The organism is Delftia sp. DT-2, assembly GCF_028401915.1.
GTDB classification, from domain to species: Bacteria; Pseudomonadota; Gammaproteobacteria; order Burkholderiales; family Burkholderiaceae_C; genus Comamonas; species Comamonas tsuruhatensis.
Genome location: NZ_JAQOTI010000021.1, coordinates 43,000 through 66,782 on the forward strand (window position 1 = coordinate 43,000; position 23,783 = coordinate 66,782).

Sequence of the window (23,783 nt, forward strand, 5' to 3'; positions counted from 1 at the left end):
ATCTTGGGCGCAATCCGACTCAATGGCGGCCCACACAGCGAGGGGAAGTCGGCTCGACGCTCCTGCACCGTGCGCACGGCGCGCTCGCGGACCTCCGGGGAGAACTTCGGTGACTTGATCATGGCTCCATCTTCTCAAGCGTTGGAGCCTCCTCAAATCCGGGGCGACTCAATTCGCCTACTGAGAGCAGCCCACCGTTGGGCTCAACGTTTTATCAGCAAGGCATGACCATTCAGGTTGTGAACCATCAACGCGTCAGCGGTATCCCGGATCGTTTCCGAAACGAACTGAGTCACCCCTTCGCAACCAAAAGCTCCATAGTCATCAAAGATGACCACCCCGGAAACGACCACACGCGGCCAGATCTTATCGAACGATTCTTTTGCCGAAGCATAAGTATCGACATCGATATGCGCCAAAGAGATTTTTTCAGGAAGGTCACTCAATGTATCCTCCGGAAAAATCCCCACATGGATGGCACATGAAATTGACAGGCTATCGAACAGCGCGGTTACCTGTTGGATGCTTGCATCGGAGTGTTCGCCGCCCTCATACAGGGTATCGAACCTGCTGTCGGCCTTGACAACTCCCTCAAAGGTGTCAAACAGATGGGCTGTCTTGAGAGGCATGGCACTGGCCAAAATCGCTGCCGAGCCACCTCGCCACACTCCGACCTCGACCAGATCTCCCTCTATCGAAGCCTGCTGTTTCGCCAAACTATAAAGCTCATAGCAACGATAGATATCAATCAGAGTATGAGCGCGAGCCACTTCGTAGATATTCAAGAACTCAATATCACAAACCCACGGAGAGTAAGTTGCATAAGGAATTACCTGACTATGTGGATAGCCAGGCTTTAGCGTAGAGAACCTGGTTTTCCGGAGAACATTAATTAATTCATTGCGCTCAGTTCTTAAAATTTCGAGAAATTCTGCTGGGTTACGTGCAGTTTGCAAATTTTCATCGGATTTCATTAAAATCTCATCTCAAAAAAAACTCAATGGCATCCACATCAAATACCGGCACATTACATTTCTCCATTACCTCATAGCGCTCTGGAAAATGATTGTCGATAAATATTGCATCTGGCACCACATACAAGGCCTTGGAAGAGCCATCTGTAATATGGATGATTTCATCAAAAAGATTGAGGGAGATTCTTGCCCGTGATAGCGTCTCGGCAACATTTTTCGCATGTCTGGTGATGAGTACCAGCTTCTTGCGCGCTGCGATGCTCTGGTAGATAAATGCTAGAACAGTCGGCACCGCGAACCCATCGATCACCAAGGTTTCGTCAAGATCCACAAAGACCGTCTCATAGCGGAATTCCATCTCGGCCTTAGTCACGATTCTCCGGTCCACCATTTCGACCCAGCGATTCGCAAGCGCCTTTACATCACGCTCAAGATAGTCATGTACGGCCATCAATGGAAGATTTACCCCCTTGGCGCGCTGTGCAACCATGGTTCCAGCCACACGACAGGAAAACTCCAGCAGTTTCCAACATCCTCCCCTATCCTGCTTGAGCTGGAAGAACCACGGCCCTCGAAACTTCAGGGTGGCATTGATATCCCGTGCAATACCCTCGATGCGAGCATCCAAAGGCAGCAATGAACTACGCATGGAAATACCAGCGCGAACTCGCTCCCGTGTACGCGCACCAATCCATACCAGCCGCCCTTTCCTGTCAGTAAAGCAGTCTACCGTCACCTCATCGCCAGGCAGATATTCCATTAGTACAGGGCTCGCTATCTTGGCGAACGCCATCGATGCCTCGGCCAGGTCATGCACCACCTGCACGCCCTGCCCACCCTGACCGCAGTCGGGCTTGATCACGGCAGGCCAGACATCGACCGCGTCAGGGTTGGGGAACACCTTGGGCGACCAGTCACGCGCCGCGAACATTTGATAGGTAGCACTTTTCTTTCTGGCGACAGCTGTCGTTTCCGGAGCACCATTCACAAGAAAGAAATCCATGATCTGGGTTTTCTCAGAAAGATATTCCATCACAGAGTCGTGAGTCGCAAAGACCATATCGATCTTCAGTCGTGTAATCAGCGCATCGAACTCGGCCTGGAACCCGGGCTCTTTAATGTTAGGGAGCCCTCCAACATAGTTCTCAAAAGTATATCGACCATGATCGTCCATGGACGATGCACCAAATATTTCCACATGGATTGAATACCTGAGCGCCTGATATATTTCTGTTGCATTTTCGGCGCCACAAGGAAAAACAAGCACCTTTACTTTCTTATTCATGAATTGCCCTCGCTATTTTTTCCATTTCATCGATTCCATAGCGATGATCTACAGGCAGAGGAATAAGACCCTTTACCCATCCTGCCTCGATTGCGTCGGGAGCAACTCTATTCAGCACCTCATTCCAATAGGTGGGAGTGAATATTCTCCGGGCCAAGAGCTTGCCCCTTAGTTTTTGATCAGTACAAAGGAATGGATAGCACAAGGGTGCGTCCACCTGCGTGGGAAGGCTTAGAGCATTGTGACAACCCAGCCAAGCGTGAAGCTGTGCGTAGTTCCTGTTGCGCGCTTCACGAGCACTTTGCTGATCAATCGATGCAAGTAGGCGATGGGTCAGAGAAGACATACGCCTGGGCTCCAGATCGCCAAGGCCAGCCTCTGCCGACAAATAGTCGCCGTAACCGGACTCAGGTTCCCCGGCCAGCCTTTTCAACAGATGGCCCATGCGGGAAAAACTACCCTCATCTTGGTCATGACCTAGAGCCACGCTCAGGTTTGAATAAAGGATCCCACCATCAGGGACTCCAAAGAATTTTCGCGGCGAATAAATGTTCGCCATGCAGCTGGCAGGCTCCTCGAACCATGCTTGCGAGCAATCAATGACCACCCGTTCCACAGGAAAGTGAGCCAGCGCTTTTTGGACCTGTCCGGAGCAGATGCCAAAATAATTGACATAGAGCAACCAATCATTACCCCTTAGCGCCACATCGCCCGCGATGCCGAACTCATTGTCAAGCGGGTAATAAAGTACTTCGATCCCCAATTGGCGCAATGGCGCAATCATCGCATCGCAGATGAAGTATGGCATCCATATGCGACCGGGCCTCGGTCTTGCAGACCGCAGCAAGGCGAAGAAAGCCGCACGCGCCGACTGATAGGCCAGTCCCCCCTGATGACGACCAGCCTCGCGCGAGAATGGCAACTCCAGCTCAAAATATCCGCCGATAGCAGAACCCATTAATATCCCCTCGGCTCCAGCATGCCTACCACCTCTTCGGGGGAGTTGAACATCAACACATCGATGATGGAAAGGCCGGAGTGGAACTCTGTGCCAGCCTGAGAATACTCGCGCATCGGTCCATCCAGGAACAGAAGATCCATGCCTTCGCGAGAAAAATCCGCTTGGGAATACAAATTTCGTCCGCCCGGCAAATTCACGTACACGCTGGCCGCTTCCTGCCTGCAGATATCGAGAACACGAGCCGTACCTCGGAGATTCTGATTACCATACAACTCGGAGCTGATCTCCACCACCTTGCTGATGGACAGATAATCCGCCACCGCCAGCACACTCTTCTTGGCCAAGGTGGATATATATCCATCATGAGAAAAAACCACCTTTTCGACCAAATCCCTGACAGACGTGTAATATGGTGCTTTTGAGTAGGATGCAGAAATCTGCGCCAGAATTCTTGCTTCCCATGGGATATCACTTTTAATCTTGATGCTATTTATTTTGACGAATGAACTTGCTTCGCTCAGCGGCACCGTGAAGTACCCCACTTTTCCACCCAGCAACAATCTGTTTCTATTAATCCATCCACCTTTTATAAAATTCACATCATCATAAAAGACAAACTTATCAACCGTCTGCAGCAGCCTGAAGTAACCGATGTATGGAAAAAAATAGGGCTGCATGATGGCAAGCTTCATCCCTTACACCCAATCACAACTTGGACTACATGATGAATCTGTTCATTCGTCAACCCCGGATGCATGGGAAGACATATAACCTTTTCGGCCGCCTCGGATGCCACCGGCAAATTAGATTTTTGAGCTGTATGCAACCCACGATACATGGGGAAGTCACTGATCAATGGATAAAAATAGCGGCGCGCGAAAACTCCAGCGCTCTTGAGTCGCTCATAGAGCTCATCCCGGCTTACCGGATAGGCATCATTGACAAGAATAGGAAAATAGGCATAGTTCGCGACCTTTTCCCCGGCATCTGACAGACACTGTATTCCTGGAACACCCTCCAGAAGCTGCCGATACAGTTCATCTATTTCCCTGCGCTTTAGCAAAATGCCATCGATGCGTTTCAACTGCAGAAGGCCCAGCGCAGCATTTATCTCACTCATCTTCCCATTGATGCCTGGTGCCACCACGGTGGTTTCGTTGACAAAGCCGAAGTTCTTGAGATGATCAATACGCTGCTTGGTTTTGGCATCCGGACAGATGATTGCTCCGCCTTCGAAAGTATTGAATACCTTGGTTGCATGGAAGCTCAATACCGATAAATCGCCATGGCGCAAAACACTTCCCTCATCATCGCGTACACCGAAAGCATGCGCGGCGTCATAGATCACGCGTAGGTTGTAGTTATCTGCAATCTTTTGTATCTTATCTACATCGCAAGGGTGTCCATAACAATGGACAGGCATGATGGCTGTCGTCTGAGGCGTGATGGCCGCCTCTATCCTGTCCGGATTCATGTTCAGCGTTCGCGGATCGACATCGACGAAAACCGGCTTGATGCCATTCCACAGCAATGAATGCGCAGTGGCAACAAATGAATACGGTGTCGTTATGACTTCACCGGTTATCCTCAATGCCTGAAGGGCGGTCACAAGCGCCAATGTTCCGTTGGAAAACAAAGCCAAGTGATTTACGCCAAGATATTCGCAAAGTGCCCTTTCAAACTGTTGATGAAAGGGGCCACCATTTGTCAGGATTTTGCTATCCCATATCTTTTCCAAATAAGGAATGAACTCCTCCAGAGGAGGCAACGAAGGCTGGGTGACCGGAATCGGCGTCTCGCATGCTGGAAGCCGATGAATATCGGTATCATCTACACCATTACTGAATATTTCAGCCATAGGTGCAAACGCGCTCTTCGCTGGAGCCAGCACCTCCGATGCTTGTGGAGTACGGATATGCGACATCATGCCTCTATCTCCATTTCGGCCAAGAGCTGATCCAGATCGACACTCGAACTGAGGTTGAGCTTGTCCCCACGCAGCCAGTTCAGCCACATGATGCGATAGGCTTTCTCGAGCTCACGAGTGCGCGCGGGATAGTCCATCCAGGCGCTCGACTGCATGCCTGCGCGAGCGCTGAGGCGTTGCCGCTGCAGGCGCTCGGCATCATCCATGAGCTGCAGGGTTGCCTCCACGTACTCATCAGCATCCTTGGCAACCTCTCCCCCCGATCCAAGTGCGCGAAGCAGTTGCGCAGTGCAACCGTCAACTCCTCGCTCGGCCTCCAGGGTCACGACTGAGAGCCCCATCCACAGTGCATGCCAGGTGGTCGTTCCACCGCATACAGGAAAGGTATCAAGTTGAATGTCGGCAATGTGCCCGATCTCCATGAAACGCTCCAGCGGCTGCTGGTGTAGCACGGAGACACGATCCAGCGGCATGCCAGCGGCCTCCACTCGCGGTTGCATATGGGCTTGGGCGGAATCGGCATCCTGCTCCTTGACCATAATGATGAGCCTCGCATCGGTACGGGCCTGCAGAATGCGGGACCATATGGTCAACATGTCGTCGGTGATCTTTGCGGAACTGTTGAGCGACACCAGAGTGGGATAGCCGCTCCTGAGCATGGGCAGTTCCTCGCACAACGGCGCGTGCGCAGGAGGGATGTAGCAGGCAGAGCATTCGAGCTGGAACAAAGCCTCGGAGTAGTAGGCGGCATGTTCGGGAGGGGCCGTATAGGCATCGACCAGCCGGTAGTCCATGGCCTTCATGCCCAGAGTGTTCATGTAACCGATCCAGGTCAACTGGACGGGAGCGGGCCGGCGCGCAAAAACCTCCAGCCGATGTCCTGCCGTGAATCCCGAAAGATCGACCAAGACATCGATGCCATCATCGCGGATCCGGGTATACATCTGTTCATCCGATAGATCCGCCACCTCATTCCAATGAGGAACGAGAGCACGCATCTGTGCCGTCATTGCATCGCTAAGACTGATGTTTGCATTGGAGTACACATAAACTTCAACGCAGTCAGGATCATGTTGCTCCAGCACCGGGCGCATGAAGAAAGCCACCGAATGCGTGCGGAAGTCGGCCGTGACATAGCCGACCTTGAGCCGCTTGCGCGGGTTGCGGTCACGCACCTGCAACAACGGGGCCTGGCGCGTCATGGGATCGGCGACCCTGCGCCCCCAATCCTGTGCGGAGTGGAGTGTCCTGAGGGGGTCGGTGAAGCTATGCGCATGCAGGTAGGCCCTCATCAACCAATGCGCGGGGATATCCTTGCGGTTCTTGCAGGCTTGATCGATGAGCTCGCACGCCTTGTGCTTCTGGCCAACACTGAAATAGGCCAGGGCCAGCAATCGCTGGGCGTCCGGCATCCGCGGCTCCAGTTGCAGCGCCATCTGCAAGGCTTCGATGGCCCGGGGCCACAGCCCCATCCGGGTATAGACGAAGCCGATATGCAGCCAAACCTGGGAGCTTTGCGCATGACGAATATCCTGCGCGGCCAGGGTCCCAAGCGCACCAAGTGCATCCAGAAACTGAGCGCTCTCGATCATGGACCGCACGCGGTTCAGCTCCTGAGACATGCCCGCAGCAACGGGCAGAGTGTTTTCGAGAGGGAGAAAGGACATTCTGGTGTGGACCTGACAATGAGTTTGCATGGATGCTATCCGAGCCCCCGAAGCCCCAATCACCGCTAAAACATCGAAAAACACGAGCACTTCACTCGTTTGATCGCCCACTCTTTCAAAGTCAAGGCGGGTGCTACCGACCTCAGGAACCCGAGGCTGGCATGGGATGGCGCAGCCTCAGAGCCCGGGCCTCGTCCAGGTTTCCGAGCTGCTCGTGCATCACGGCCAGATTGTGCGCCGCAAGATAGCTGCCCCGCCCCGCCACCCCGCCATGGGGACCCGCGTCCACCTCTCCGATCTCCAGGCAGCGCTCCCAGGAAGCCTGCGCCATCGAAAGCCAGTGCTCGACTTGCCCATCGAGCTTGGCGATGGCTGCATCCAGCAGGACACCGCCCAGGGCAAAGAAGAAATCCGGCGAGTCCTGCCATTTCGGCATCTGGGCCTGCGCCAGGGCCAGGCCCTCTTCATGGCGGCCCGCCTGCCCCAGGCAATAAAGGTATCTGACGCACAGATCGTGCTCATAGCCGCTCGACACTTCAAGTTGATCTATCGCCACACCATAGTATGCGCACGCTTTGGAAAATTCCTTGTTCAGTTCGCAGTCCACGCCCAGTTGGTAGTTGACGTAGGCATCACGGGGATTCCTGCCCAACTGCTGCTGCAGCAGCCGTTGATTTCGCCCCTGCTTGCGCGACATCTGCTCAGGCAGATATCCGTCATGCCGAATGACCAGCGGCACCAGCACACGTGGTAGATCAGACAAGGGCTGTTCGTGGACGACACCCTGATAGCGCACCCCCCGTGGCAAAAGCCGGGTAATCCGCGAACGGCTCACCGAGCCAGTCACGCCCATTTCGTACAGGCTCTGGACGTCGGCAACCCCGAGTTGGCGCTCCATCGTCGGCAATCCTGCCAACCACGCGCCACCCTCAACCAGCCATTCATCGGCGTCGAGAACCAGGTTCCAGTTCGCATCCGCCAGATCGAGGGCCCGGTTGCGGGCAGCGGCGAAATCATCACACCACTCAAAGCGATGCACCTGCGCACCGCAGCTGCGGGCGATCTCCATCGTGCGGTCCACGGAGCCCGTATCCAGCACCAGGACTTCGTCCACGAAGTCTTTGGCGCTGTCAATGCAGCGGGCTATCGAGCGTTCTTCATCGCGCGCGATGATGACAAGAGCAGTCTGGGGCATATGAATGGAAAAGAACGTCGGAGTCAGGTGAAGGCTGGCTACCGCCAGGCCTGCGCGCACGCGAACCTGTCTATTGCCCGGCGGCATCGACACGCACCCATTAATGTCTTGCCTGATGCCCGTCCTGAAGCTGCGATCTGACCAACGAACACCCGGGTTCTCCAGCTTTTCGTTCGAGGCAGCTATGTAGCATGCATGCGTCTGGCCGCATCCCTCCGGGTCTGCCCTACATCCGCAGCCCAAGCTGCCGATCTAACAAACAATCACCCGGCTTTTCTTCCCAACGACGCCACCGCGCGCGCTCACAATCCACTCCCATGCTTGTCATCATCGGATACATCGTCGCCTTCGGTTGCATCTTCGGCACCTATGTGCTGCACGGGGGCAACGTCCAGGTCATTCTCAAGGCACTGCCTTTTGAAATGATCACCATTGGCGGCGGCGCCATCGGCGCCTTCATCGTGTGCAACCAGCCCAAGGTGCTCAAGGCCACGGCCAAGGCCATCCCTGGCGTGATGAAGAGTTCGCGCTACACCAAGGCCCGCTTCATGGAGCTGATGGCCCTGCTGTACGAGATTCTGCAAAAGGCCCGCAAGGAGGGCCTGATGTCCATCGAAGGCGATGTGGAGGCACCCAACGAGTCGCCCATCTTCACCAAGTACCCCGAGCTGCTGGCGGACCACCATGTGGTGGAGTTCCTGACCGACTATCTGCGCATGATGGTGTCGGGCAATCTCAATTCCCACGAGATCGAGTCGCTGATGGACAGCGAGATCGAGGCCCACCACGCCGAGGCCCATGCCCCCGTCAACGCACTGACCCGCCTGGCCGGTGCCCTGCCCGCCTTCGGGATCATTGCCGCCGTTCTGGGCGTGGTGAACACCATGGGCTCGGTGGGCCAGCCTCCTTCGGTGCTGGGCGGCATGATCGCCTCGGCCCTGGTCGGTACCTTCCTGGGCATCTTGCTGGCCTATGCGCTGGTGGAGCCCATGGCCGGCCTGGTGGAGCAGCGCGCCCAGGACGCCGCCAAGGAACTGGAGTGCATCAAGACCACCTTGCTGGCCAGCATGCAGGGCTACAACCCCGCCACCGCCATCGAGTTCGGCCGAAAGGTGCTGTTCTCTACCGAACGCCCCGGTTTCCTGGAACTGGAAACCCACGTCAAGGGCAAGAAGTAATCCTGCACCCAGCAGCGTCAAGCCATGGCAGAGAAAAAGTTACAGCCGATCATCATCAAGCGCGTCAAGAAGACTGCGCATGCGCCCCACGGCGGCGCCTGGAAGATCGCCTATGCCGACTTCGTGACCGCGATGATGGCCTTCTTCCTGCTGATGTGGCTGCTGGGCTCCACGGCCAAGGGCGAGCTGCAGGGCATCGCGGCGTATTTTTCCTCGCCGCTGAAGGTGGCGATGGCCGGCGGCGACGGTGCAGGCAACAGCTCCAGCGTGATTCCCGGCGGCGGCAACGACCTGGCCAAGGTGCACGGCCAGGTACGGCGCTCCGAGGCGGCCGACAGCTCCAACCGGCGCACCAGCGTCGATTCGGGCCGCGCCGATCAGGCCCAGGTGGACTCCAACCGCATCAAGGCGCTCAAGGCCAAGGTGGACGCGATGATCACCAGCAATGCGCGCCTGAACGAATTCCGTTCTCAGATCCGCACCGACGTGACGCCCGACGGCCTGCAGATCCAGATCGTGGACGAGCAAAACCGCCCCATGTTCGACAGCGGCAGCGCCCTGGTCAAACCGTATATGCGCGACATCCTGCGCGAGGTGGGCGCGGCGCTGGCAGGCGCGGAAAACCGCATCAGCCTGTCCGGCCACACCGACGCGGCCCCTTACGGCAATGCCGACCGCGGCTACAGCAACTGGGAGCTGTCGGCCGACCGCGCCAACGCCTCGCGCCGCGAGCTGGTGGCCGCCGGCATGCCCCTGAACCAGCTGGCACGCATCACGGGCCTGGCCAGCAGCGACCTGCTGCTGCCCGACGATCCGCGCGCGCCCCAGAACCGGCGCATCACCATCACCGTGCTCACGCAGGAGGCCGAAAAGCGCCTGCTGGGCCACCGTGGGCCCGTGACGCGCAACGCCTTGCCGCCGTCATTGGCCGGCGGCAGCGGCGGCACCGCGAATGCAGCCACAGCCGAAGCCACGGCCGGCGAGACCGCCGCGCAGCCCGCTGCCGCCGCGCCCGCAGCCGCAGCCGCCCCTTCGGCGCCCGCGTCACCTGATCGTGTAACAAATTAAGGTTTGAGCCCGATGCTGCCGAAAAGCAGGAAAATTCCCACATTGCGCCAAGAAGGTTTCATATTGTTACCATCGCGGCGGATTCTTACCAGTACCGAGCACCTACCGACCGAAAGGGCCTCACGTGGCTAATGCCCTGCGTTTTTTGATCGTTGACGACTTCTCCACCATGCGGCGCATCGTGCGCAATCTGCTCAAGGAGAGCGGCTTTCCCGAAGCCGATGAAGCCGAAGACGGCGTCGTGGCACTGCACAAGCTGCGCAACAGCAAGTTCGATTTCGTGGTGACGGACATCAACATGCCGAACATGAACGGCTTCCAGCTGCTCACCGAAATCAAGCAGGACGACAAACTCAAGCACCTTCCCGTGCTGATGGTGACGGCCGAGGCCCGCAAGGAGGACATCGTGGCAGCGGCCCAGGGCGGTGCGGCAGGCTACATCGTCAAGCCCTTCACCAAGGCCACGCTGGAAGAGAAAGTCAACCTGATCCTCAAAAAGCTGGGCCTGTAGGGCGCGCGCCATGAGCAACCCGGATGTCCCCGACAGCGTCCACTACAAGGTAGGCGTTCTCACACGCCAGCTGCATGACTCGCTCAACGAGCTGGGCTATGCGGACCGATTGCGCGGCAGCATGGGAGAGCTGCCGGATGCGCAAAGCCGCCTTTCCTACATTGCGCGGCTGACCGGAGAGGCCGCCGAGAAGGTCCTCAACCGTGTCGAGCTGGCCAAGAGCCAGCAGGACCGGCTGGCCGAGCGCGTGCGCGCCATGCGCGCGCAGCTGGTCGAGGATCCCGTGGCGGCCGTGGCCAAGGGCCGGGTGATGAACTTCCTCGAAGAGGTCGAGCAGGACACGCAGCAGGCCGATGAGCACCTCACCGAGATCATGATGTCCCAGGACTTCCACGATCTCACGGGCCAGGTCATCGCCCGCGTGGTGTCGCTGGCCGCCGACCTGGAGGACCAGCTGGTGCAGCTGCTCATCCAGACCTCGCCCAACCCGCAGCAGACGGCGCTGGAGCCGCTGGAAAAGCCCAAGGAGCACCTGGCCGGCCCCGTGGTCGATCCCGAGAAGACACCCGATGTGGTGACTTCACAGTCCCAGGTGGACGATCTGCTGGCCAGCCTGGGGTTCTGACACACCCCGGGGCGCCATGCGCCTTTGCATTGGCATTTGCACGGCAACCCTTCCCGCTGCGGGGCAAGGGTTTGCCGGCGTGCCGCTGCCTGCCGCACCACACCCCAGACAGCGCATAAGCGCCGCTTGAGCCCTGCTTATCGGGGCTTCGCCCATCCGGCTTGTTCCGACAATGACGCAAATCCTTCCGTCATTGCGCCATGGACTCCAGCCAAGACAAAAACCTGCCAGCCACCGAACGCAAACTGCAGAAAACGCGTTCTGACGGCCAGGGTGCGCGCTCCCGGGACCTGTCCCACCTGGCCATCCTGGGCACGGGCGCGCTGATGATGCTGATGGGCGCCGAGCCCCTGATCCAGCACATGCGCATGGCGCTGGCCCAGCAACTGGCGTTCGACGCGCACACGGCCAAGACCCCGGCCCTGATGATGGAGCGCATGCTGTCCATGGGCAGCCTGGGCCTGAAGATTTCCCTGGGCGTTGCCGCCGTGACCACGGCCGCGGCCGTGCTGTCGGGCATGCTGGCCGGCGGCTGGATCCTGAGCCTCAAGCCCATACAGCCGCAGTTCAACCGTCTCAACCCGCTGTCGGGCCTGACCAATCTGTTTTCCAAGCAGCAGATGGTGACCGTGGCCAAGATGGTGGCGATGACGGCCATCCTCTCCTTCGTGGCCTGGAAGTTCCTGAGCAGCCACATCGCCGAGATCGCCGCCATCTCCTCCCAGCCTTCGGCCATGGCGCTGACCATGACCGGGCAGTGGCTGGCCAGCGGCGTGGCCCTGCTGCTGCTGGTGGTGTTCCTGATGGCCGTGATCGACGTGCCGCTGCAGGCCTACCTGTTCAAGTCGCGCCTGAAGATGAGCCACGAGGAAGTCAAGCAGGAGCACAAGGAGTCCGACGGCAACCCGCAGATCAAGAGCAAGATCCGCCAGAAGCAGCGCGAGATCGCCGACCGTGCCAGCGTCAACGCCGTGCCGCGCGCCGACTTCGTGGTCACCAACCCCACGCACTATGCCGTGGCGCTGCGCTACGACGAAAAGACCATGGCCGCCCCGCAGGTCATCTCCAAGGGCACGGACCTGGTGGCCCTGAAGATCCGCGAGGTCGCGGGCGCCCACAAGATACCGGTGCTCGAATCCCCGATGCTGGCGCGCGCCCTGTACGCGCACGCCGACCTGGACCAGGCCATTCCCGCCGCGCTGTACACGGCCGTGGCCCAGGTCCTGGCCTATGTCTACCGCCTGAAGGCCGCACTGCGCGGCGAAGGCCCCATGCCTGGCGATCTCGGCGAACCCGCCGTGCCCGCCGAACTCGATCCGCACCAGGGCCGCCGCGCGCCCGCCGCCGCGACCACTGAAGGTACTGCTCCATGACGACGAATCCGCTCCAATCCCTGCAATCGATGTGGTCGGGCGAGAACACCAGGTTCGCCCAGGGCCTGATGGCGCCGCTGCTGGTGGTGGCCATCCTGGCGCTGATGGTGCTGCCGATTCCGCCGTGGCTGCTGGACACGTTCTTCACGCTGAACATTGCCGTGGCGCTGATGGTGATGATGGTGGCGGCCTACATGATCCGGCCGCTGGACTTTGCGGCCTTCCCCTCGGTGCTGCTGCTGACCACGCTGATGCGCCTGTCGCTGAACGTGGCCTCCACCCGCGTGGTGCTGCTGGAAGGCCACACCGGCCCCGGAGCGGCCGGTGCGGTGATCGAGGCCTTCGGCCACTTCCTGATCGGCGGCAACTTCGCGGTCGGCCTGATCGTGTTCGCCATCCTGGTGGTGATCAACTTCGTGGTGATCACCAAGGGTGCCGAGCGTATCGCCGAAGTCTCGGCCCGCTTCACCCTGGACGCCATGCCCGGCAAGCAGATGGCCGTGGATGCCGACCTGAACGCCGGCCTGATCGACGAAAAGGAAGCCAAGCGCCGCCGCGCCGAGGTGCAGGAGGAAGCCAACTTCTTCGGCTCCATGGACGGTGCCAGCAAGTTCGTGCGCGGCGACGCGGTCGCCGGCATCCTGATCCTGGTGATCAACATCATCGGCGGCTTCGCCATCGGCATGATCCAGCACGGCCTGTCGGCCGGCCAGGCCGCCGACAGCTACATCCTGCTGGCCGTGGGCGATGCGCTGGTCGCACAGATCCCCGGCCTGCTGATCTCGGTGGCCGCGGCCATGGTGATCTCGCGCGTGGGCAAGGAAACCGACATGGGCCAGCAGATCGCGCAGCAGCTGTTCATGTCGCCCAAGGTGCTGGGCATCACGGCCGGCGTGCTGGGCCTGCTGGGTGTCATTCCGGGCATGCCCCACGTCGTGTTCCTGAGCACGGGCGCAATGCTGGGCTGGCTGGCCTGGATGCTCTCGCGCCGCCAGCAGGAACGCGCCGCCCAGCAAACCCAGGCCCCCGCCCCCGTGGCCGCGCCCAGCGACGGCGAAGCCACCTGGGACGACCTGCAGCCCGTGGACCTGCTGGGCCTGGAGCTGGGCTACCGCCTGATCACTCTGGTGGACAAGGGCCGCCAGGGCGACCTGCTGACCCGCATCAAGGGCGTGCGCCGCAAGTTCGCACAGGAAGTGGGCTTTCTGCCCCCGGCCGTGCACGTGCGCGACAACCTGGAGCTCAAGCCCAGCGCCTACCGCATCACCCTGCGCGGCGTGATGGTGGGCGAGGGCGAGGCCTTCCCCGGCATGTTCCTGGCCATCAATCCGGGCGGCATCAGCACCCCGCTGATCGGCACCCAGACCACCGACCCGGCCTTCGGCCTGCCCGCCCACTGGATCGACGAACGCCAGAAGGAAGCGGCACAAATGGCAGGCTTTACCGTGGTTGATTCGGAAACCGTGATGGCCACCCATTTGTCACACTTGATGCAAGTGCATGCCGCCAAGCTGATCAGCCGTACCGAGACGCAGCAGTTGGTGGAGCATGTGGCCAAACTGGCTCCCAAGCTGATCGAAGAAGTCATTCCGAAAATGGTGTCCATCACGACGTTCCAGAAAGTGCTCCAGCTGCTGCTGGAAGACTCGGTGCACGTGCGTGACATCCGCACCATCATCGAGACGCTGGCCGAGCACTCCTCGACCACGCAGGACCCTGTCGAGCTGGCCCGCCGCGTGCGCATTGCACTGTCGCCGTCCATCGTCCAGCAGATCTACGGCCCGACCCGCGAGCTGAACGTCATCGCCATCGAGCCCGGACTCGAACGCCTGCTGGTGCAGGCCCTGTCCAACCCCGGCTCCCCCTCACTGGATCCCGGCGTGGCCGAGATCCTCACCCAGAAGGCGGCCGACATGGCCAACCAGCAAGAAGAGCTGGGCCTGCCTGCCTGCCTGCTGGTTCCCGATTCCATCCGCAATTCCATTGCCCGCCTGGTGCGCCGCGTGGCGCCGCGTCTGCAGGTTCTCGCCCACAGCGAGATCCCCGAAACGCACACCATCCGCATCGGCTCGATTCTTAAAGGTGCATCCGCATGAACATCAAACGCTTCTACGCCCCCACCTCCCGCGAGGCCCTGGCCAAGGCGCGCATGGCTTTCGGAGCGGGCACCCTGATCCTGTCCAACCGCAGCACGCCCGATGGCGTCGAGGTCATGGCCACGGCCGAGGACACGCTGGAGCACAGCAAGGCCGCCGCCAGCAGCACGCCGCTGCAGCAGGCCATCGAGCGCCGCTCGGCCGAGGAGACCACGGGCCTGCGTCCCCAGCTGCAGGCCCAGCTGATCCAGGCGCATACCCAGCCGCGCACGGCACAGCAGGCTTCGCCGACGCCCTCACAGGCGGCTTCGCTGGCAGCCTCGCTGTCGGCAAATGGTGCCGAGCCCGCCGGCCTGCGCCAGAGCGTGCAGGAAGACACCGAGCAACTGGCCATGAGCACCCTGTCCTTCCAGGACTACGTGCGCGAACGCATGCTGCGCCGCCGCCACGAGGCCGGCGTCGACGAGCCCCTGCCCAGCTTTGCCCAGCGCCGCAGCCTGGGCGACGCCCTGCGCGAAGCGCCGGCCGCCGCGCCCATGGCCGCACAGCAGCCGTTCAAGGCACAGCCCGCGCCTTCCGTGGCCCGCCACAATCCGCTGCGCGCCAGCGCCGAGGCGCCGCTGCGCGAGCCCCTGCGCAGCGAACCCGCTCCAGCCATGGCCTCCCAGGCGCTGCGCGATGAGCTGCAGTCCGTGCGCGACCTGATCGAAGAGCGCTTCAACACCCTGACCTGGCTGGGCCAGACGCGCCAGAACCCCATCCACGCCAATCTCACGCACAAGCTGATCCGCGCGGGCTACTCCCCCGTGCTGGCCCGCGCCCTGGTCGAGCACATGCCCCAGGACCTGTCCGCCGGCGACGCCGTGCGCTGGCTGATGCAGGTGCTGGAACGCAATCTGCGCACCGACGCCGGCCAGGAGCCGCTGTACGAGCAAGGCGGCGTCTTCGCCCTGGTGGGCTCCACCGGCGTGGGCAAGACCACGACCACGGCCAAGCTGGCGGCCCTGTGCGCGGCCAAGTACGGCGCCTCCAGCGTCGGCCTGATCACCCTGGACACCTACCGCGTCGGCGCCCACGACCAGCTGCGCTCCTACGGCCGCATGCTGGGCATGGTCGCCCACCTGGCCCATGACCGCGCCGCGCTGCAGGACCTGCTGGGCCTGCTGGCCAACAAGCAGCTGGTGCTGATCGACACCACGGGCGTGGCCCCGCGCGATCCGCGCAAGGACGAAATCCTGGACCTGCTGGACCTGCCCGGCGTGCAAAAGCTGCTGGCCGTGAACGCGGCCGGCCAGGGCGATGCGCTGGACGATGTGATGCAGGCCTTCAAGGCACGCGGATCCAGCCAGGCCATCCTCACCAAGGTGGACGAGGCCGTGAAGCTGGGCCCCTCGGTGGACACGCTGATCCGCCACCAGATGCAGCTGCGCGGCGTGACCAACGGCCAGCGCGTGCCCGAAGATTGGGAGCGCGCCGATGCGCAGCAGCTGGTCTCCGCCTCCATGCGCGCCTCCACCCGCTCGGCCTTCGATCCCAAGGCGCTGGACCTGGACTTCTTCTTCACCCCGTCCAGCCCCAGCACCATGGACAGCGAGGTCAGCCATGCTTGAGACCTTCCCCCAGCTGCACCAGGGCCTGGGCCTGCACGGCCAGCCCGGCGCCGCAGCACCGTCCAGCCTGCGTGTGCTGGCCATGCTGCGCGACACGGCGGCCGACCCTGAAGGCCAGTCCGAGCAATCCCTTCTGTGGCCGGTCTGCGCCAGCCTGCAGCGCCTGGGCATGCCCGTCCTTGTGCTCGATGCCAGCCAGGGCGAGGCGGCCGACGCGCCTGGCCTGGCCCAGCTGCTGCAGCAAAGCGCCTGGCAGGCCCGTACCGGCCTGCACCCCGACCCCCGTCACAGCTCGGTGGCCGTGCTGCCTGCCCGCCAGGGCCTGGAGCTGCTGCCCCTGCAGGCACGGCAAGCCGGCATGACGCCCATGCAATGGCTGCAGCGCCATGTGCGCGGCTATGCCATCGTCATGCTGTATGCCGATGCCGACACACTGGCCCGCAATCTTCCCGGCCAGGCCGTGCACCCGCTGATGGTGCTGCCCGAACACGGCCCCCGCGTGCTGGGCTGCTACCGCCAGCTCAAGCAGCTGGCCGTGCATGCCGGCCTGCGCTGCCTGCTGGCGCCGCTGCTGCCCGGCGCTGACCCCGTGGATGTGACCAGCTACGATTGGCGCCGCGGACAGACCGGTGCCCGCAGCCAGGCCGAGGATGCGCAACGGCGCCAGTCACAGATCGACGCGCTGCTGCGCTGCGCACAGCGCCATCTGGGCCACGCGCCCGGGCTGCTGCCCGTGCGCCTGCACCATGCACCGGACCTGCAGCGCCTGGCGCTGCAGTTGCTCAACCATGCGGGCAGCGTATTGCCGCATGGCGGCCAGGACCTGGCCGCCGGCTACGCACCGCTGCCTGCATCCCATGCCTGGAGCCACTGACTGCCATGTACACCGCCAAAGGCCAACTCGACCGCGATGCACTGATCCGTCGGCATGTACCCCTGGTACGCCGGATCGCGCTGCACATGATCGCCAAGCTGCCTCCCAATGTGGAGCTTGATGATCTGATACAGGTCGGAATGATCGGCCTGGCCGAAGCCCTGTCCCGCTTCGAGAGCGAGCAGGGCGTGCAATTCGAGACCTTCGCCAGCCAGCGCATCCGCGGCGCCATGCTTGATGAACTGCGCGAGGGCGACTGGATGAGCCGCAGCTCGCGCAAGAGCCAGAAGGACATAGAGCACGCGCTGCACCGCCTGGAGCAGCGCCTGGGACGCACCCCGCTGGAGTCCGAGATCGCCGACGAGCTGGGCATGGACCTGGACGACTACCAGTCGCTGCTGGGCAAGGTGCGCGGCACTCAGCTGGTGTACCTGGAAGACATGTCAGGCGGCGACGAGGGCGAGGACTTCCTCGAACGCCACGTGGCCGACAGCGGCGCCGACCCCTTTGCGCTGCTGCGCGACCACCGCCTGCGCGTGGCCCTGGTCGAAGCCATCAAGGCCCTGCCCGAGCGCGAGCAGTACATCATGGGCATGTACTACGAGCACGACATGAACCTCAAGGAAATCGCCGCCGTGCTGGGCGTGACCGAATCGCGTGTGTGCCAGCTGCACAGCCAGGCGATTGCGCGCCTGCGGACGAAGATGCGGGCGCATTGACTGGGGGCACCCCCTGAGGCGCTGACGCGCCTTCCCCCTCTCTACCCGCTTCGCGGGGGAGGGGGACGACACCCTCGCGGCGGGGCGGCCCTTGCTCGGTGTCCCTCGCTTTGGGCCTCGTCGGTTTTTTGCGCTGCTGGTCTGATCTATGTTTGCGGGTCGATACAGCCTTCCCCGCCTTCCGCCCCCTCTCCTCTCTCCCATTCCCCTTTTCTATGCGCTGCCGCGCATGGCCTGGACTTCGCGTTCGAAGATGCGCCAGAAGGCGGGTTCCTGCGTAGTGGCGAAGTTGATGCGCATGCAGGTGCTGGGCTGGCGGCCGGCGTGGAACATGGAGCCGGGGGCGATGAAGTAGCCGGCGTCCAGCAGGCGCTGGGCCAGGGTTTCGGTGTCCACGCCGGTGTCCACCCAGCCGAACATGCCGGCCGGCTCGGCCGCGAAGCGGGCTCCGGCCTGCTGGGCCAGTGCCACGCTGCGCATGCGGGCCTGGGCCAGGTGCTGGCGCAGGCGCTCGGCATGGCGGCGCAGCTGGCCCTGGTCCATGCAGTGGGCCAGGGCGCGTTCCGTCAGTGCGGGGGTGGTCAGCGTGGACAGCAGCTTGGTGTCCACCAGGCGCTCCACCAGCGCAGGCGGCGGCGCCAGATAGCCCACGCGCCAGTTGGGCGCCAGCAGCTTGGCGAAGCCGCTCACGTAGATGCTGTGGCCCAGGCGGTCCAGCACGGTCATGCGTGCGGCGTGGTCGGGCGCGATCTCGCCATAGGTATCGTCCTCCACCACGTAGAAGCCGAATCGCCGCGCCAGCTGCAGCACCTCGTGGGCGCTGGCCGGCGACAGGCTGTAGCCGGTGGGGTTGTGCAGCACGCTCACGCTGACGTAGAGCTTGGGCGCGCAGCTTTCGCAGTACCGCTGCATCACGGCCAGGTCCGGCCCGTCGGGGCCGCGCGGCACGGGCAGCACGCGCATGCCCAGCGATGCCAGGCGCGCGAACTCCACGGCCCAGCCGGGCTCCTCCACCATCACCGGATCGCCCGGCTGCAGCAGGGCCCGGCTGACCACGTCCAGCCCATGCGTTGCGCCCATGGTGGTGATGATGTGCTGCGGCGCCGCCGCAATGCCCAGGCGCGCCAGGCGCCGCGACAGCGCCTCGCGCAGGCTGATGTCGCCCAGCGGGTCGCCATAGCCCACGCAGGAGTCGTGCAGGGATTTTCCCGAGCAGGCCTTGCGCATGGCAGCGGCCAGAAAGCCTGCCTCCAGCCATTGGGCCGGCAGCACGCCCGCGCCGGGCTGGGGCCTGCCGCCCACGCTCTGGTGGAACATGCCGCGCACCAGCATGGAGGCATTGATGCGCGTGCCCTTGGGCGCGCCGGTGGCCTCGTCCGCAGGCGCGGCGCGGGCCTGTTCGGACTGCAGCAGCGGTGCGTCCTGCACGAAATCGCGCACGAAAAAGCCGCTTTGCGGCCGCGCCTCGACCAGGCCCTGGGCCTGCAGCAGGTCATAGGCGGCCACCACCGTGTGCGTGCTCACGCCCTGCTGGCGCGCGCATTCGCGCACCGAGGGCAGGCGTGCGCCCGCCGGCAGCAGGCGCATGCGGATGCGCTCTCCCAGGCGTTCGGCCAACTGGGTACTCAGGGTCTGCGGCGCCAGCCGCGAAAGGGGAACGGGCATGAGAGGGTCACCAAAACGTCACTGTATCGGGATGGGCGCCGATACAGAACATGCAATTGAGGGTTCAACTGTATTGGTACTGTACAGGTCTTGCACCTATATTGCAGGCATTCGTGCTGCGGAGCAGGCCTGCCGTGCCCTCCTCCCCAACAGCCCCTTGCCGCCTGTATGGAGACCTCCGGGGCCACCGCCTCATGCCACCGTCCGAACTCACCGCCTTGCTGCTGCTCGCCGCTTCCATGAGCTTCAGCCCCGGCCCCAACACCACGCTGTCCACGGCCCTGGCCGCCAACCACGGCCTGCGCCCGGCGCTGCGCTTCGTCCTGGCCGTGCCCGTGGGCTGGTGCTTGCTGCTGGTGCTGAGCACGGCCGGCGTGGGCGCGGCGATCGTGGCGGCACCGCTGCTGCTGTGGCTGGTCAAGGCCGCCGGCATCGGCTACCTGCTGTGGATGGCCTGGCGCCTGAGCCGCAGCGCACAGATGGCGTCACTGCAATCGCAGCAGCAGCTGCAGGTGGGTTTCTGGCAGGGCGTGGGATTGCAATTCGTGAACATCAAGGCCTGGCTGCTGGCCCTGGCCATCGTGGCCGGCTGGCTGGCGGGGCACGACGACCTGAGCGAGCGCCTGTCCGTGGTGCTGCCCGTCATGGCCGCCTATGCCTTCTCCAGCAATCTGCTGTATGCCTGCGTGGGCGCACTGCTGCGCCACTGGCTGGCCCAGGGACGCAGGCTGCTGTGGTTCAACCGTGCCATGGCGGCCATGCTGGCGCTGACGGCGATGTGGATGGTGGCAGCATGAGGGTCTGCCATCCACACCCAGGCAAAGGCCGTACTGGCCTGCCCAGCTATTGAAGGGAGGATGCGCAGACCCTTCACGGCCGCGACAAAATACCCTCATTGCCGGCGCAAGAGCGAAAGCACCATCCGCACTGCGCTCTTCACATGCGGCCGGCCCGTGCCCCACGACGGCATGGCAACCCATACCAGCCCGCCCGCATGGCGGGCACCGCAAAGACCTGGAACTGCTTTTTTTATGACGACCTGGACGCTGGCAGACCGTGCTGCCAAGATGAACCCCTCCGCCATCCGCGAAATCCTCAAGCTCACCGACCGTCCCGGCATCATCAGCATGGCGGGCGGCCTGCCCTCGCCGCTGGCCTTCCCGCTGGACGCGTTCACCCAGGCCTGCCAGACCGTGATGCAGCGCGATGGCGCAGCGGCCCTGCAATACGCCACCAGCGAAGGCTTCGCGCCCCTGCGCCAGGCCGTGGCCGACTTCCTGCCCTGGGAAGTGGACCCCGACCAGGTGCTGATCACCACGGGCTCGCAGCAGGCGCTGGACCTGATCGGCAAGGTCTTCCTGGACCGCGGCAGCCGCATGCTGGTCGAAAAGCCCACCTACCTGGGCGCGCTGCAGGCCTTTGCGCCGCAGGAACCGATTCCCGTGGGCGTGGACAGCGATGACGACGGCATCCTCGTCGAGGACTTCGCCGCCAAGGCCGGCACCGGCGCCGACAAGGCCCGCCTGGCCTACGTGCTGCCCAACTTCCAGAACCCCACCGGCCGCACCATGGCCGAGGCACGCCGCCAGGCCCTGGTGGACAAGGCGCGTGAACTCGACATCCCGCTGATCGAGGACAACCCCTATGGCGACCTGTGGTTTGAGCAGCCCCCTGCCCTGCCGCTGGCCGCGCGCAACCCCGAAGGCGTGATCTACCTGGGCTCGTTTTCCAAGGTGCTGGCCCCTGGCCTGCGCATCGGCTTCCTGGTGGCGCCCAAGTCCGTCTACAACAAGCTGCTGCAGGCCAAGCAGGCGGCCGACCTGCACACGCCCGGCTTCAACCAGCGCGTGGTGTCCGAGGTCATCAAGGACGGATTCCTGGACCGCCACGTGCCCACCATCCGCGCCATGTACAAGCGCCAGCGCGACGCCATGCTGGCCGCGCTGGAACGCGAAATGGCCGGCCTGGACGTGCAGTGGACCCGTCCCGTGGGCGGCATGTTCCTGTGGGTTCGCCTGCCCAAGGGCATGGATGCGCAAAAGCTGCTGCCCGCCGCCGTGGAACGCGGCACGGCCTTCGTGCCCGGCGCGCCGTTCTATGCGGACGAGCCCCAGGCCAACACGCTGCGCCTGTCGTACGTGACCGTGTCGGCCGAGCAGATCGACAAGGGCATCGCGGCCCTGGCTGCCGCCATCCGCTCGCAGCTGTCGGCCTGATACGCACAGCCCCGGCTGTTCCCTGAAAGCCGGCTTTGCGCCGGCTTTCTTCATCCTGCATTGCCCATCGCAACCCTGCCCCTTGCCATGACCTCCACCGCCGCTCCCCGCCAGCGCTCCTTCATGACCGTGGACGTGTTCACGGCACGGCCCTACCTGGGCAATCCGCTGGCCGTCGTGCTCGACGCCACCGGGTTGACCGATGCGCAGATGCAGTCCTTCGCGGCCTGGACCAATCTGTCCGAGACCACCTTCGTGCTGCCGCCCACCGAGGCCGGCCGCGCCGCAGGCGCCGACTACCGCGTGCGCATCTTCACGCCGGGCGGCGAGCTGCCCTTTGCCGGCCATCCCACGCTGGGCAGCTGCCACGCCTGGCTGGCGCAGGGCGGCGTGCCGCAGCAGGCGCAGCGCATCGTGCAGGAATGCGCCAAGGGGCTGATCTCGATTGCGCGCCAGGACGGACGCCTGGCCTTCCAGGCACCGGCCACCGACATCGGCGCCGTGGAGCCGGGCCTGCTGGCCGAGGTGGCTGCCGCGCTGGGCGCGGAGCCCGGCCAGATCCTGCGCGCCGCCTGGCTGGACAACGGCCCGCGCTGGATGGGCGTGCTCTTCGAGCATCCCGACCAGGTGCTGGCGCTGGAGCCCGACCATGCAAGGCTCAAGGCGCTGAACACCAAGGTGGGGGCCTGCGCGCTGTACGAAAGCGCGCAAGATGCACCGGCACTGATCGGCCGCAGCAGCCGCGAGGCACGCGCCTTTGCCACGGGCCAGCGCCCGGCCGGGGCCGATGCGGATGCCGCCCCCAGCCTGGAAGTGCGCGGCTTCGCCAGCCCCGTCGGCGTCACCGAAGACCCCGTCACCGGCAGCCTCAACGCCAGCCTGGCCCTGTGGCTGCGCGGCGAAGGCCTGCTGCGCGCGCCCTACATCGCCAGCCAGGGCTGCTGCGTGGGCCGCGACGGCCGCGTGCATGTCAGCGAGGATGCCCAGGGCGCGCTGTGGATAGGCGGCCATGTGGTGGAGTGCGTAAGCGGCCAGGTGCTGTTGTAGGGCCTGCCGGGCTGCTGGAATCTGTCGCCAAGGCGGCAGCCAGTCGCCCGCAGGACAAACGCCGGCGCCAGCGCTGGCCACAATCCGCGCCATGGGAACCCTCTATCTTGTGCGCCATGGCCAGGCCTCGTTTGGTGCCGAAGACTACGACCAGCTCAGCGAACGCGGCCAGGCGCAATCGCAAAGGCTGGGTGCCTACTGGCGAGAGCGCGGCCTGCGCTTCGACACGGTCTACACGGGCACGCTGCGCCGCCATGCGCAGACGCTGGCCGGCATTGCCGAAGGCCTGGGCAGCCTGCCTGCCGAGCAGCACCGCACCCAGGCGCTTGCGGGCCTCGATGAATACGACAGCGGCGCGCTGCTGCAGGCCATCCACCCAGCGCCCCTGCCCAAGCCCGACACGCCCGAGCTGTACCGCCACCACTTCCGCCTGCTGTGCGATGCCCTGGCCCAGTGGATGGCCGGCACCATCAGCCCCAAGGGCATGCCCAGCTGGGACGACTTCTCCGGCGGCGTGCGCCAGGTGCTGGAGCGTGTGCGGCATGAACATGCCGACGAAAACGTGCTGCTAGTCAGCAGCGGCGGCCCCATCTCCACCGCCGTGGGCCATGTGCTGGGCACCTCGCCGGAGGTCACCATTGCGCTGAACATGCGCATCCGCAACAGCGCCGTGACCGAGTTCACCACCAGCCCCAAGCGCCTGATGCTGCAGACCTTCAACACGCTCAACCACCTGGACACGGACGAGCACCGCAGCTGGATCACGCACGCCTGATCCAGCCCCCGGCCAGG

21 protein-coding genes are annotated in these 23,783 nt (G+C 63.1%); 13 read left to right on the plus strand and 8 right to left on the minus strand.

Going from position 1 to position 23,783, the window contains the following annotated elements:
• Positions 1-203: 203 nt before the first annotated feature.
• The 7 genes from PO605_RS27670 to PO605_RS27700 form a co-directional block, all read right to left on the minus strand.
• Positions 204-974 (minus strand): TylF/MycF/NovP-related O-methyltransferase, encoded by a 771-nt coding sequence (locus tag PO605_RS27670; protein ID WP_047473754.1) that lies wholly within the window; start codon positions 972-974, stop codon positions 204-206.
• 7 nt (positions 975-981) lie between these two features.
• Positions 982-2,259, minus strand: a complete 1,278-nt coding sequence (locus tag PO605_RS27675) for an ATP-grasp domain-containing protein (protein ID WP_047473755.1) — start codon at positions 2,257-2,259, stop codon at positions 982-984.
• Entirely contained in the window at positions 2,252-3,217 is a 966-nt protein-coding gene (locus tag PO605_RS27680; protein ID WP_016449297.1) for a hypothetical protein, read from the minus strand. The genes PO605_RS27675 and PO605_RS27680 overlap by 8 nt, the downstream gene beginning before the upstream one ends.
• Positions 3,217-3,912, minus strand: a complete 696-nt coding sequence (locus tag PO605_RS27685; RefSeq protein ID WP_016449296.1) for a WbqC family protein — start codon at positions 3,910-3,912, stop codon at positions 3,217-3,219. The genes PO605_RS27680 and PO605_RS27685 overlap by 1 nt, the downstream gene beginning before the upstream one ends.
• Entirely contained in the window at positions 3,909-5,147 is a 1,239-nt protein-coding gene (locus PO605_RS27690) for a DegT/DnrJ/EryC1/StrS family aminotransferase (protein ID WP_231574503.1), read from the minus strand. Before PO605_RS27690 ends, PO605_RS27685 begins: the two co-directional genes overlap by 4 nt.
• On the minus strand, positions 5,144-6,814 hold the full coding sequence (locus tag PO605_RS27695) for an O-linked N-acetylglucosamine transferase, SPINDLY family protein (RefSeq protein ID WP_047473757.1): 1,671 nt from the start codon (positions 6,812-6,814) through the stop codon (positions 5,144-5,146). Before PO605_RS27695 ends, PO605_RS27690 begins: the two co-directional genes overlap by 4 nt.
• A 142-nt stretch (positions 6,815-6,956) precedes the next feature.
• The gene (locus PO605_RS27700) at positions 6,957-8,096 is read right to left on the minus strand and encodes a glycosyltransferase family 2 protein (protein WP_052195857.1); all 1,140 of its coding nucleotides are present in this window, start codon (positions 8,094-8,096) and stop codon (positions 6,957-6,959) included.
• Positions 8,097-8,326: 230 nt separating this feature from the next.
• Here PO605_RS27700 and motA point away from each other — a divergent pair, with 230 nt between their 5' ends.
• The 9 genes from motA to PO605_RS27745 all read left to right on the plus strand — a co-directional run bounded on the left by motA (position 8,327) and on the right by PO605_RS27745 (position 18,063).
• Positions 8,327-9,187, plus strand: a complete 861-nt coding sequence (gene motA, locus PO605_RS27705; RefSeq protein WP_016449292.1) for a flagellar motor stator protein MotA — start codon at positions 8,327-8,329, stop codon at positions 9,185-9,187.
• Positions 9,188-9,211: 24 nt separating this feature from the next.
• Positions 9,212-10,255 (plus strand): flagellar motor protein MotB, encoded by a 1,044-nt coding sequence (motB, locus tag PO605_RS27710; RefSeq protein ID WP_016449291.1) that lies wholly within the window; start codon positions 9,212-9,214, stop codon positions 10,253-10,255.
• Positions 10,256-10,379: 124 nt separating this feature from the next.
• The gene (gene cheY / locus PO605_RS27715) at positions 10,380-10,766 is read left to right on the plus strand and encodes a chemotaxis response regulator CheY (RefSeq protein WP_012202534.1); all 387 of its coding nucleotides are present in this window, start codon (positions 10,380-10,382) and stop codon (positions 10,764-10,766) included.
• 10 nt (positions 10,767-10,776) lie between these two features.
• A complete protein-coding gene (locus PO605_RS27720) occupies positions 10,777-11,391 on the plus strand; it encodes a protein phosphatase CheZ (protein ID WP_016449290.1) in 615 nt (204 codons plus the stop codon).
• Between the two features lie 200 nt (positions 11,392-11,591).
• Positions 11,592-12,764, plus strand: coding sequence for an EscU/YscU/HrcU family type III secretion system export apparatus switch protein (locus PO605_RS27725; RefSeq protein WP_047471001.1), 1,173 nt, complete (start codon positions 11,592-11,594; stop codon positions 12,762-12,764).
• A complete protein-coding gene (gene flhA / locus PO605_RS27730) occupies positions 12,761-14,860 on the plus strand; it encodes a flagellar biosynthesis protein FlhA (protein ID WP_047470999.1) in 2,100 nt (699 codons plus the stop codon). The genes PO605_RS27725 and flhA overlap by 4 nt, the downstream gene beginning before the upstream one ends.
• Positions 14,857-16,470, plus strand: a complete 1,614-nt coding sequence (gene flhF, locus PO605_RS27735; protein ID WP_047470997.1) for a flagellar biosynthesis protein FlhF — start codon at positions 14,857-14,859, stop codon at positions 16,468-16,470. The genes flhA and flhF overlap by 4 nt, the downstream gene beginning before the upstream one ends.
• Complete coding sequence (locus PO605_RS27740; protein WP_016449286.1) at positions 16,463-17,344, plus strand: hypothetical protein; 882 nt, start codon at positions 16,463-16,465, stop codon at positions 17,342-17,344. Before flhF ends, PO605_RS27740 begins: the two co-directional genes overlap by 8 nt.
• A gap of 5 nt (positions 17,345-17,349) precedes the next feature.
• On the plus strand, positions 17,350-18,063 hold the full coding sequence (locus PO605_RS27745; protein WP_012202528.1) for an RNA polymerase sigma factor FliA: 714 nt from the start codon (positions 17,350-17,352) through the stop codon (positions 18,061-18,063).
• A gap of 213 nt (positions 18,064-18,276) precedes the next feature.
• Here PO605_RS27745 and PO605_RS27750 read toward each other — a convergent pair whose 3' ends face one another.
• Complete coding sequence (locus tag PO605_RS27750) at positions 18,277-19,728, minus strand: aminotransferase-like domain-containing protein (protein ID WP_016449285.1); 1,452 nt, start codon at positions 19,726-19,728, stop codon at positions 18,277-18,279.
• A gap of 194 nt (positions 19,729-19,922) precedes the next feature.
• Between PO605_RS27750 and PO605_RS27755 the strand changes: the two genes are divergently transcribed.
• From PO605_RS27755 to PO605_RS27770, 4 genes are all read left to right on the plus strand, one after another.
• Positions 19,923-20,525: a LysE family translocator gene (locus PO605_RS27755; RefSeq protein ID WP_016449284.1), complete on the plus strand. Its 603-nt coding sequence runs from the start codon at positions 19,923-19,925 to the stop codon at positions 20,523-20,525.
• A 234-nt stretch (positions 20,526-20,759) separates the two neighbouring features.
• On the plus strand, positions 20,760-21,944 hold the full coding sequence (locus PO605_RS27760) for an aminotransferase-like domain-containing protein (protein WP_047473792.1): 1,185 nt from the start codon (positions 20,760-20,762) through the stop codon (positions 21,942-21,944).
• 87 nt (positions 21,945-22,031) lie between these two features.
• Positions 22,032-22,991 (plus strand): PhzF family phenazine biosynthesis protein, encoded by a 960-nt coding sequence (locus PO605_RS27765; protein WP_047473791.1) that lies wholly within the window; start codon positions 22,032-22,034, stop codon positions 22,989-22,991.
• A gap of 91 nt (positions 22,992-23,082) precedes the next feature.
• Positions 23,083-23,766, plus strand: a complete 684-nt coding sequence (locus tag PO605_RS27770; RefSeq protein WP_047473790.1) for a histidine phosphatase family protein — start codon at positions 23,083-23,085, stop codon at positions 23,764-23,766.
• Positions 23,767-23,783: the final 17 nt, after the last annotated feature.